14 protein-coding genes are annotated in these 11,091 nt (G+C 39.2%); 8 read left to right on the top strand and 6 right to left on the bottom strand.

Translation table 11 applies throughout. The features are described 5' to 3' along the window. Positions 1-22: 22 nt before the first annotated feature. The gene (gene gloB, locus I6F44_RS03940) at positions 23-796 is read left to right on the top strand and encodes a hydroxyacylglutathione hydrolase (RefSeq protein ID WP_197173325.1); all 774 of its coding nucleotides are present in this window, start codon (positions 23-25) and stop codon (positions 794-796) included. Positions 797-951: 155 nt separating this feature from the next. Beyond that, the gene (locus I6F44_RS03945; RefSeq protein WP_007586008.1) at positions 952-2,532 is read left to right on the top strand and encodes a LysM peptidoglycan-binding domain-containing protein; all 1,581 of its coding nucleotides are present in this window, start codon (positions 952-954) and stop codon (positions 2,530-2,532) included. A 76-nt stretch (positions 2,533-2,608) separates the two neighbouring features. Here the strand turns inward: I6F44_RS03945 and I6F44_RS03950 are convergent, their stop codons facing one another. From I6F44_RS03950 to I6F44_RS03960, 3 genes are read right to left on the bottom strand one after another with little or no spacing between them, the layout of a single operon-like run. Next, positions 2,609-3,058 (bottom strand): flavodoxin, encoded by a 450-nt coding sequence (locus I6F44_RS03950; RefSeq protein WP_197173326.1) that lies wholly within the window; start codon positions 3,056-3,058, stop codon positions 2,609-2,611. Further along, positions 3,058-3,822 carry a tRNA pseudouridine(65) synthase TruC gene (gene truC, locus I6F44_RS03955; RefSeq protein ID WP_121954065.1) on the bottom strand — a complete coding sequence of 255 codons (765 nt, stop codon included), beginning with the start codon at positions 3,820-3,822 and terminating at the stop codon, positions 3,058-3,060. Before truC ends, I6F44_RS03950 begins: the two co-directional genes overlap by 1 nt. Further along, on the bottom strand, positions 3,815-4,135 hold the full coding sequence (locus tag I6F44_RS03960) for a YqcC family protein (RefSeq protein WP_010553682.1): 321 nt from the start codon (positions 4,133-4,135) through the stop codon (positions 3,815-3,817). The genes truC and I6F44_RS03960 overlap by 8 nt, the downstream gene beginning before the upstream one ends. 104 nt (positions 4,136-4,239) lie before the next feature. Here I6F44_RS03960 and I6F44_RS03965 point away from each other — a divergent pair, with 104 nt between their 5' ends. Both I6F44_RS03965 and I6F44_RS03970 read left to right on the top strand, forming a co-directional pair. After that, positions 4,240-5,268: a DUF3549 family protein gene (locus I6F44_RS03965; RefSeq protein ID WP_024593673.1), complete on the top strand. Its 1,029-nt coding sequence runs from the start codon at positions 4,240-4,242 to the stop codon at positions 5,266-5,268. Then, positions 5,269-5,568, top strand: coding sequence for a DUF3301 domain-containing protein (locus tag I6F44_RS03970; protein ID WP_002963032.1), 300 nt, complete (start codon positions 5,269-5,271; stop codon positions 5,566-5,568). Between the two features lie 851 nt (positions 5,569-6,419). On the opposite strand, the gene I6F44_RS03975 is transcribed toward I6F44_RS03970, so the two are convergent. Then, positions 6,420-7,073 carry a GNAT family N-acetyltransferase gene (locus I6F44_RS03975; RefSeq protein ID WP_121954064.1) on the bottom strand — a complete coding sequence of 218 codons (654 nt, stop codon included), beginning with the start codon at positions 7,071-7,073 and terminating at the stop codon, positions 6,420-6,422. 153 nt (positions 7,074-7,226) lie between these two features. Here I6F44_RS03975 and I6F44_RS03980 point away from each other — a divergent pair, with 153 nt between their 5' ends. The 3 genes from I6F44_RS03980 to I6F44_RS03990 all read left to right on the top strand — a co-directional run bounded on the left by I6F44_RS03980 (position 7,227) and on the right by I6F44_RS03990 (position 8,613). Beyond that, positions 7,227-7,463 (top strand): DUF2789 domain-containing protein, encoded by a 237-nt coding sequence (locus I6F44_RS03980; protein ID WP_002958240.1) that lies wholly within the window; start codon positions 7,227-7,229, stop codon positions 7,461-7,463. A 96-nt stretch (positions 7,464-7,559) separates the two neighbouring features. Continuing rightward, complete coding sequence (locus tag I6F44_RS03985) at positions 7,560-7,826, top strand: hypothetical protein (RefSeq protein WP_007378199.1); 267 nt, start codon at positions 7,560-7,562, stop codon at positions 7,824-7,826. A gap of 13 nt (positions 7,827-7,839) precedes the next feature. After that, positions 7,840-8,613 (top strand): Zn-ribbon-containing protein, encoded by a 774-nt coding sequence (locus I6F44_RS03990; RefSeq protein ID WP_002958242.1) that lies wholly within the window; start codon positions 7,840-7,842, stop codon positions 8,611-8,613. Between the two features lie 63 nt (positions 8,614-8,676). On the opposite strand, the gene syd is transcribed toward I6F44_RS03990, so the two are convergent. Then, the gene (gene syd, locus I6F44_RS03995) at positions 8,677-9,216 is read right to left on the bottom strand and encodes a SecY-interacting protein (RefSeq protein WP_197173327.1); all 540 of its coding nucleotides are present in this window, start codon (positions 9,214-9,216) and stop codon (positions 8,677-8,679) included. Positions 9,217-9,275: 59 nt separating this feature from the next. Here syd and queF point away from each other — a divergent pair, with 59 nt between their 5' ends. Further along, complete coding sequence (gene queF / locus I6F44_RS04000; RefSeq protein ID WP_024590784.1) at positions 9,276-10,121, top strand: NADPH-dependent 7-cyano-7-deazaguanine reductase QueF; 846 nt, start codon at positions 9,276-9,278, stop codon at positions 10,119-10,121. Positions 10,122-10,179: 58 nt separating this feature from the next. Here queF and I6F44_RS04005 read toward each other — a convergent pair whose 3' ends face one another. Next, on the bottom strand, positions 10,180-11,067 hold the full coding sequence (locus I6F44_RS04005; RefSeq protein WP_121954062.1) for a peptidylprolyl isomerase: 888 nt from the start codon (positions 11,065-11,067) through the stop codon (positions 10,180-10,182). Positions 11,068-11,091 lie beyond the last annotated feature (24 nt).

Here is an 11,091-nt window from a genome sequence, read left to right on the forward strand (position 1 = left end):
TCACTTTATAGAGCAATTTACCATGGTGCAAGTCAAAGCAATTAAAGCCTTTTCTGATAATTACATTTGGTGTTTAACTACCGATAATAGTAACCAAGCATGGGTAGTCGATCCAGGCCAAGCACAGAGCATATTAGCGTATCTAGCTGAGCACAAACTAACGCTTGGTGGTATTTTAATTACGCATCATCACTACGACCACACTGATGGCGTAGCTGCATTAGTTGACGCCTATCCAGATATATCGGTTTATGGCCCCGCAAATAGTCCATTTAAAGGCATCACTCACGCACTCACTGATGGTCAAAGCATCAGTGTGCTTAATATTAACTTTAATATTTTGGCAACTCCTGGGCACACGCTTGATCATATTTGCTATACAAATGATGAACTTGCTTTTACAGGCGATACATTGTTTAGCGGTGGATGTGGGCGCTTATTTGAAGGCACGCCAAAGCAAATGTGGGAATCGTTTAATAAACTAAGAGAGCTGCCTGCAAGCTGCAGTGTGTATTGCACGCACGAATACACGCAAGCTAATCTTGCCTTTGCCAAAGCGGTTGAACCACGTAACCCAGAACTACTCGCGTACAGTAAAAAAGTAGATGAATTACGCAGTAATAACCAAATTTCCCTACCCACTTCTATTGGACAGGAGCTAAAAATAAATCCATTTATGCGTAGCGATTTGCCAACCATTACAGAGTTAGTGCCAGAAAAATTCATCTCGGTTACAAAAAACAATGAACCTTGGGGAAACTTTGCTAGTCTGAGACAGTTCAAAGACAATTTTTAATGCACAAACTAATACTTTAATATTTATTTTATTAGAATCATTAACTTAAGATATAGTGATGATTCTATTTCTGCGTTTTAAAAAGTCATTAAGTGGCAATGTTAACTCATAACAGGTAGTATTCGCCGAGTTTTTTACCCGATGTATTGGTATTTATGAATAAATCTCCCCTATTAGTAGCCTTGGCGTTAGCGCTAAGTGGTTGTCAAACTGTGACAACTCTAGACTCAGACTCTCAAGTCGCCACGCAAGCAAACCAACAACTCGAAGGCGCAAGTCCTAACGACATTAACAATGCATTGATGGTAAACGCACAATATCAGCAAGTTGACCCTGATGAGCAAGAAGCTCCCGTGTTTGATGATGTATGGGAGCGAATTCGCTACCAACTTTCTATCGAAATACCGCAAAACCGCCCTGTTGTTACTGAACGTAATTATTACGCTCGCCACCAAGCTTATTTAGATCGTATTTCTAAACGTGCAGAACCTTACTTACACTTTATAGTTGAAGAAGTAGAAAAGCGCGAAATGCCAATCGAAATTGCACTACTGCCTATTGTAGAAAGTGCATTTGACCCGTTTGGTTATTCTAATCGCAGCGCATCGGGCATTTGGCAGTTTATGCCTGCAACCGGTGAGCGATTCGATTTAAAACAAAACTGGTGGTACGACGGTCGTCGCGACATAGTGCAGTCGACTCGCGCAGCACTTGACTACTTATCGTATTTACATAAAACACTTGAAGGCGATTGGCTAAATGCGATTGCTGCTTACAACTCGGGTGAAGGGCGCTTGATGCGCGCTATTAAAAAGAATCGTAAAAAGCATTTACCTACCGATTTTTGGTCTCTTGATTTACCTAGCGAAACAACAGCCTACGTACCAAAGTTATTAGCACTTGCCGATTTATTAAAACGCTCAGATGATTTTAACGTTACATGGCAACCAGTAATTAATGCACAAGTGGTTGAAGTGGTTGATGTTGGATCGCAAATAGATTTAGCGCTTGCTGCTGATATGGCTGATATGACGCTTACTGAGTTATACAGATTAAACCCTGGTTTTAACCGCTGGGCAACTGATCCTAATGGCCCTCATTCTTTATTATTGCCTGTTGATAAAGCAGAGGAATTTAGCCAAAAACTAGCAAACACTGATGTTAAAAACAGATTACGCTGGCAGCGTTATATTGTGGCTCGAGGCGACAGCTTATCGGTAATTGCCAAAAAGTTTACAACAAGCTCAAGTGCAATCCGATCGCTTAATAAACTCAAATCAAATACGATTAAAGTAGGCCAAGAGTTATTAGTCCCGCTTACTGATGGCGCTATAAATAGCGAGCATTTACCAAAGCAGATGCGTTTAGCTGCTAATAAAGCAACTCGCACAAAGCTTTCGCACACAGTTAAAAGTGGCGATACATTATGGGACATTAGCCGCGAATATGACGTAACTATGGATGAGCTGGCTAAATGGAATAAGCTAAAGAAAAACTCTGTACTGCGCCTAAATCAAAAACTAACTGTGTATAAGTCAGCTAATAAACCACAAGCAACGGCAAGTACCAACCGTACTATTACATACAAAGTACGCCGTGGTGACTCACTTGCACGTATTGCGTCTAAGTTTAATCTAAGCGTTAACGAAATTATTAAGTGGAATAATTTAGCCGGTCAAAAATACTTACAACCTGGCCAAAAGCTAAAACTTAAAGTAGATGTCAGAAGTAGTTAATTTATAAAACTATATTAAAAGTAAAAAAGTAAAAAGGAGCGCATGCGCTCCTTTTTTAATACTTTAACGTTAAGGATTAAGCAGGTAGTTTTTCTAGCCATACTTTTAACCAAGGCTCGGCTACCGGCCATGGTTCAAAATCTTCACATGCATCTATTTCTAGGCGGTTGCCCACAGGCTTTGCTTGTAAATCGCGAAGTAGCTCGTCAAAGCTTCGCCCTGCGCCACAAAATGTATCGCCGTAACATCTGTCACCCATTGCAATTACACCAAACGGTTTATCGGTAAGCATTGGGAAAGTGCTATTCATTGCAAAGTACAACCCTGCCAAATTACTCGGTACATCACCTTGCCCTGTTGTGGAGGTAACAATTAAAATATGCGATGCATTTTTTATATCATCAAGTGATGCTTCAGTAATTACTGTAGCAGTATGACCCACTTGCTCAATTGTGGTTGCAACTTCATCGCTTAAACGCTCTGCACCGCCATTAACGCTGCCTACAAAAATACTAATATGTGCCATTAATAATCCTTTTCTTGCTCTGGCCAACCTAGCTGCTTACATATTTCAAGCATGTCTTCACCTAGTGGCGCTTTAATTGTTATTGATTCATTACTATAAGGGTGCACAAAACTAAGCTCTGTTGCAAATAACATTAAGCGTCTTAGCTCAAAATGATCTCTAAAAAATTGATTATGCTGATTATCACCGTGATTTACATCACCAATAATAGGCAGTGATAAGTGCTTTAAGTGTCTGCGAATTTGATGCTTGCGCCCTGTTTTTGGAAAACACTCAACTAACGAGTAACGCACTGTTGGGTACTTACCAATAGGAATTGGCAGTGCAACTTGGTGCAAGCAATTAAACTGGGTTTGCGCTTCTTGCGGTGCTTTGTCTTGATCTGCAAACTTATCGGCTATTTTATCAAGTTCTTCTTTAAGCGGTTTATCTAAAAATACTGACTCTGGCGCAAAGCCGCGCACTAAGGCTAAATAGCGTTTAGCAATAGTACCTTCAATAAATAGCTGGTTCATATCGCGAGCTGCTTCAGAGCTCAGTGCAAACAGCAATACGCCCGACGTAGGTCTATCGAGCCTATGTACTGGAAATACATGCTGCCCTAGTTGGTCGCGCAGCATTTGCATGGCAAACTGGGTTTCGTGTTTATCTAAAAACGAGCGATGCACTAATAAACCTGAAGGCTTATTTATAGCCACATAGTTTTCATCTTGATACAAAATAGTCAGCTCGCCATATTCTATAGGCGCCGGACGCTCACTCATTTGGTTCTCCTAAAAAGGTATCAAGGGCTGTTAGTAATTCAATTATTTCATCGCTCCCTGCTTTACTCACAAGTGTCATTTGCGCCATAGGAGCAATAGCAAAGTTACGAGGCAGTGGTTGTTTATGTGTTATTAATTGCTGTATTTTATTAATAAATACAAATTGTAACCACTGCTCAAACGCCATTGTATCGTGACAAAAAGGAGTATTTGAAAGTAGTGCATCAGCGTCTATTGGCTCACTTTGCCAAAGCGCGTGTTTTTGTAAAAGTGCCGTTAGCTGCACTAAATAAGTTTGGGTTTGCTGGTACATAACCACCCTCTTTTATATATGTAATGCAATTATACCCTGTTCCCTCATAGGCGGCTATGACGTATAATTAATGTAATTTTGCAGTAAAAACAGTTGAGAAAACAATGAGTGATCAAATAGCTACATTAGGTCAGCTTTTAGATGGTGCGGGTACTCAGTGGCGTGCTTTTGATATTGGCAGGCACATTACTAAGCTTGATAAAAAACAATTTTTAGCTATTGAACAAGCTCAAGTGCCTTACCCTTATCCTCTTGCTGGTCATGCTTGGCTCGCTATCCAATTTTGGGATACTAAAGCCAGTAAAGAACCGTATGTATGGTTTTTAAAGTTTCCACTTGATGAGCAAAGTATGCTTGTAAGTGCTAGCCGCGATCACTTTGCTGATATGGTTATTCAAGCGCTAGGCACTGAAATCACAGGTGAGCAAGCCGATGGAAAACTTGATAATAACCCTTATGTTTTTACACCAAACGCAAATAAATTAGCGGCATTTAACGCCCAAGTAAAAGTACTATTAAAACAGCCTGCATCTCAGTATTACGAGCATGCACAGTTATACTTTAGCGGTAAAATTGGTTTTGATAATTGGCAAGGTGTTGCACTGCAGGGTATTGCCGATTTTGCACTACGCTTAGACAGCGATACAAACTTAAGTAATTTGCAAAAAGCATGGGCGCATTTACCTATAGAAGTACTGCAACCACTCAGTGCCATGCTTGAACACGTTGAAATACCAACATCAATGAGTGAGTTACTTGTTGATTACACACAGACCGCAATTAGTAATAACGATACATTAGCTATAACCGCAGCACTAAGATCTGTTTCAAAAGGTCAAGCTCAAGGGTTATGCGCTCAATTAGTTGATACTGTACTAAGCTCGCCGGTAAGGCACGACTCTGACGTGTTACTAACAATAGCTGGGCGGTGTTTTAAGCAATTAGAGAACCCTGAACGCTTACATGTATTTATGGATAATTGCGCACATCATCAAAAAATTGAAGAATTGTTTCCAAGTATTTTTGCTGACTTAGTTGCAATACCGACTATTCGCCCGCATTTATTAGGCTTATTACGTAAAGAAAATCGTAGCGAAACCCTCGCGCGTGCAATTGGAAGGTTATTCTCTTAAATGGCAAGTTTATGGACGTTCATACTTATTGGTAGTGTAATTTACTTATTTTGGCTTAACCGAAAGGTTGCTGAAGCGGCGAACGTTCATGCTAAACGTCAAAGTGAGCAATTGCAGGTGCAGTTGATGAGTGTTGCATGCACAAAACGCCGCTTTGGTTTTTTAAAGAACGGCAAGCCAGGCATCAAAAGTGAATTTATATTTGAATTTTCAAGCGATGGTGAAAATGCTTATCAAGGTGTGTTAATTATGGAAAATGAGTTTTTGAAAAGTGTGGTTGTTCCACCGCATAAAATATAAAACTGAATATACTTTAAGAGTATTTGTCTTAAGTTGATAAACTTAATTCAACACAAAAAACTAAGGCGTAACTAAAGTTACGCCCCAATTGGACTGCATCCTGCTAGATATCCATTATCTTAAATCCGTATTATCATCCCCTGAACGAGTAAACAACCTTGTTTACCCTCACATTGCATCCTGCAATATCCATAGCCACCTTGGCAAACCCACGAAATCTATCGTTTGGCTACATACTGTAGCATCATCCCTGGTAATCCTTTTAAGTAGCTCCTGCCACTTTTTGCATCCTGCAATATCCATAGCCATCTTGGCAAACCCACGAAATCTATCGTTTAGCTACATCCCGTAGCATCATCCCTGGTAATCCTTTAAAGTAGCTCCTGCCACTTTTGCATCCTGCAATGTCCACTTGCCATCTTGGCCGTCCTACGTAAACTAACGCTCCTGCTACTTCCTGTAGCGTCATCCGTGATTATCCTAAAGTAACTCCTAGCTACTAAGTGCTTCATGCACTTCCTTATTCTTCCTTGTATCCGTTTTAGCTTGTCCTTTATGCTTCCTGCTAGCGTCCGCTATGTTGCCTATTCCGTATCCTTGGCAGTAACTCAATCATTGAGCTATGTCGTCTTGACAAAGAGAAGTTTAAAGCAATCAGGGGGGAGAAGTAGGACTTAACACTAAATAAATAAACGTCACAAAAATGAAAAATAAAAATAAACTTTAAATAACAATAACTTGAATGAAAAAAGGCTACTTATTAATAGCCTTTAACTGACAATGCTCACGATAATGTGAGATATATCTCACGGCCTTATGTCCGTTTGGGCGCATTGGCTTACATCATAATTTTAAATAGTTGGCTCAATTATTGATTTAAATAGTAACTCGCCCTCTACTTGGTTAAAAGTAAGGTGTTTAAATGCTTCAAACTTTTCGGTTTTAAAAAATTCAGTGTGTTCTCTACGCGTTACAAATACAGCCATCCCCGTTGACTCAGCGTTACATTTAACTAAATCATCAAGCCCTCGTAGTAAGTAACGACCAAACCCTTGCCCATGAAAATGTGGATCTACGGCAATAAAAGCTAAAAAGTAGTAATTGCCTTTCTCTTTAAGGGCATCTCTAATTGTTTGTTCTTTATCTATTAATTGATTTGTTTGTAAGTAGCCCGCACTCAGCATTAATTTTAAACGCCAGTGCCAATAACGCTGCGCTTGTAATTGGCTATTAGATTCAAATACACACGCTACTGCTTTTAATTTATCGTTGCGGTATAAACCAATTAATGGCTGCTTTTCTTGCCAAAAACTACTGAGCTCTTCGCGAATTAATGATCGTAATTTTTTTTCGTATACTGATTTATTTTCGTCATTGTAGCTAAGCATGTTTTGTAATACAGGATCGTCATGATAAGCCTGATAAATTAGGCTTGCTGCAGTGCTAATATCTTCTGCGGCTAAATACTGTACGCTGAACGTATCAGCTGGCGTGGTTACACTCATTGTATTTCCTTTATTATTTTAGCTGTAGACTGTTTAACTTTATACCTAACTATATACCTAAAATTATTAACCGTAAATTCAGCGAGAGTTTAACTAGCTAGGAGTAGAGTTAATCCTTAGAATAAGTTTTCATTCGTTTAAAGGAGCAATATCATGGATACGACTAAACACGACATCAATACACTATTTGCACAGCTTGGATTACCTAATTCTGATGAACAAATAGATGCATTTATTGCCTCACATGAATTAGAAGACACAACACTACTCCAAGAAGCTTCTTTTTGGGATGAGGCACAACAGCACTTTTTAGCTGAATCGCTTGCACAAGACGGTGATTGGAGTGAAGTAATTGACGAGTTAGATGTACGCATTCGTCAAAGTAAGTAATTTTATTTAATGTACCCTCCCTTATTTATTGCTAACATAGCATCTGCGCAGCATTTATATGCTGCGTATTTATTTTATTAAAGAGTTATATATCTAATGAATTCAGTTGTATTTGATGCAATTAAAGCCCTTCTTGATGAAGGCAAAACCCCTACTGTAGCACTAACTAAAAGCCGTTTGGCACAACCGGTTCCAATGCCGATGATTATTGCAGCAGTAAGCCAATATAAAAACAATCCTGATTCAATTAATAACTTCATGAGAAACCCACAGCAGTCAGATAATACTGAGCTTAAAACAAGTCAATTAGATAGAATTGAGCAAAAACTCGATAAACTTCTTGCACTGCTAGAACAAAAATAATTTGAGACTATAAATGTTCGTTGTTGATTTAACTTTTGATTGCTACCAAGACACCACCCTAGAACAAGCCGAACAAGCAATAAATCGCTTAGTAAATGCACTGCGTTTTAATGGTCAAATAATGGGCGAAGAATTTCCAACCGTTTTAAAAGATGGATTTTTTATTACCCGTGTAATGTGCCCTACTGAAGATGCAATGCACCCGCTAAATAACAGCCCGTTTGTTAAGCACAGTATCGAAAAGTTACATAGTGCTGGGCTACTTGCGCCAAAAGTAAAAGTGATCGGACAAGATATTCACTCCAACGGCGCTGATTGCTGCAAAGAACCATCAAGTTATATTTTATATACAACCTATGTGCATACGTGCAGCCCGCTTTATTGTGGTGATGACTTTTTGCCTGTGCCGCTATTTCGTATTCCGGCAATTGCTAATGGTGACTATAAAACGCTTATAAAATGGCAAGAAGATTGGCAAGCCTGCGATCAAATTCAAATTAATGGCGCAACCCGTTGTGAGTTTCCGGCACTTGAAGAAATATCGAGTATCCAAAGCGACTTATACAGACGCGGAAAAGACATAACAAAGCGAATTAGTTTTTTAACTAAAAAGCCAACCTATTATTATTTGTACCGTGTAGGCGGCGTAGATAAAGCGTCTGAACTTGAACGAAAATGCCCTAGCTGCAATGGCGATTGGAAATTACCTGAGTCGTGGTTTGGGTTATTCGACTTTAGGTGTGAGCCGTGTGGCTTAGTGTCTAATATATCGTGGGATTTTCAGTAACCACTTTAATGAGCGCTTAAAATCAGCTTAGTGATGACGCTAAGCTGATTTATTAAACACGTTTTAAACCTCTAATGCCTTTAAAAAAGCATTAATGTTAGGTGCAAGTACATGGTGTGTTTTTTTGCCTACGTGCTCTAAACATACTTCACCAGTGTGCACCAATACACTCACTAGTAAATCATCTTGATCTGTTAAACCAATAAATACCGTTTCTGGCTGCTTGAGCTTGCGTTTCATTAAAACGTGACCCGTTATATTTTGCTGTAACAAATTAAAGCCTTCTTCGTTCCATGCTTGTAGTAATTCAACCTGATGCCCATCAATACTTGCTGAAATGCTTCCACCGTACATATGCCCATATAGCTCGCTAAGCTCTTTTGGAAACTCAAGCTCAAGTGCACTGGCTAAATCATTAAGCGAACCTGCAGGTTGCTGACGCGCGCCCTGCCATTGAATGTTTCCTTGCTCGTCAACCTCGCCAACTTCACACGGGCTTGGCCATTGTTCGTCGTGCGCAATAAGTGGGTACTTTGCGGTATTTTTCAGGGTATTTTCGCTAAATGTTTGATGAAGTTGTTCTATAAGCAATGCAACAGACATACTGTGAAACTCATTTAAATTAGATATAATGTCCCTATTGTAACTATTTAAGAGCAAACATGACAGATTACAGCAATTCTCCAGACCTTAAAGGTAGCGTATTAGGCCAATCTACTGAGTATGTAGATGTGTACACGCCAAGCTTGCTTTTCCCTATTGCGCGCAAACTAAATCGTGATGCTTTAAATATTGACGAAGCAGAGCTTCCATTTAAAGGCCAAGATATTTGGACAGGTTACGAGCTTTCATGGCTAAACAATAAAGGTAAACCGCAAGTTGCCGTAGCCTTATTTACCTTTGAATGCCAAAGCAGCCATATTATTGAGTCAAAGTCGTTTAAACTTTATTTGAATAGCTTTAACCAAACCCGATTTGAAAGCATTGATGTAGTAAAACAGCACTTAATTGATGACTTATCAAACGCAGTTAACAGCCCTGTCAAAGTGACTTTATACAATCCTGATGATTACAATTGCTTACCGTGTACGGCGCTGCCAGGTGAATGTATTGATGACTTAGATATTGAAATTAATAATTACGATATTGATGCTAATTCACTTAAAGCAAAAAGTGATAACGTAGTTACAGAAACGCTCTATAGCCATTTACTTAAGTCGAACTGTTTAATTACCTCTCAGCCTGACTGGGCAAGTGTGATCATAAGATACACAGGCGAGCAAATATGTCGTGAGTCGTTATTGCGTTATTTAATTTCGTTCAGAACACATAACGAATTTCATGAGCAGTGTGTTGAGCGTATTTATAGCGATTTAACAACACAACTTAATATTAAAGAGTTAGAGGTTTACGCGCGTTATACTCGTCGCGGCGGGCTTGATATAAACCCGTATCGCTCTACGCATTATAACGACACGCCATTTGCAGTTAAAATTAATCGTCAATAGATTTTTTGCACTGGAATATAAATATTGAAAAAGGAGCCTAGGCTCCTTTTTACATTTTTTAATTAACTTCGCGCTTAGTGGGTATGGGCATACCACACACATCAACGTAGTTATGTGCTTTAACAAACCATGGTTCAACACGGTTTTTACGAGCACTAATTAAGTTTTTAAACACCGGTGAGTTTGTTTTCATCACTTTAAATATACTTTTATCGCTTTGTATATCGCCAAGAACTTGTATATTGGTAATTGGGTTAAATACTTTACCTTCAGTTGGTGTACGCGCTAAACGATTAAAATGCTCTATACCTTCGAGCACTCGACCAAACACCGTAATGTTTTTATCAAGGTAGCGTGGGCCTTGTCCTATTGTTACAAAAAACTCCGTACTCGCACTATTTATATCGTTATCGCGCGCCATTGCAAACACACCACTACAATGCACTTGCCATGTTTGCGTATGTGCTGAATTTTGAGCAACTGCAAAGCCGTTTAAAAAGCCAGTAACTGGTGCATATCCGTCGCCATTTAGCTCAGTAATTAAAAGTGGTTTGTTTGTTGTTAAATAAAACTCAGCAGGGACTGTTTTATCTGCCGTTTTAATTAACTTTTTACCCGAGCTGTCGCCACCTTGCGCTACAAAACCCTCAACAAACCGATAAACGCTAGTATTTTTATAAAACCGTTCTCGCGCTAACTTTTTAATGTTTTGAACGTGCTTTGGGGCAAGCAGTTCATTAAGCTCAATGTACGCATCGCCCGTTGGCAGCGTTATCTTTAAAATATTTTGAGCGTTCACTACTCGCCAGTCATTATCTGTTGCACTAGCAATTACTTCACTCGCGCTCAATAAAGGTAGCTCTTGATTAGCAACATCATCACCGAGTTGTTGAGCACAACCGCTCAAAAAAACACTAAGCAGAGCTGGCAATATAATTTTTTTCATCGCTTATATCCTTATAATTATTAT

The sequence above is a fragment of the Pseudoalteromonas sp. NZS11_1 genome (assembly GCF_015864275.1).
In the GTDB taxonomy this organism is placed as follows: Bacteria; Pseudomonadota; Gammaproteobacteria; order Enterobacterales; family Alteromonadaceae; genus Pseudoalteromonas; species Pseudoalteromonas arctica.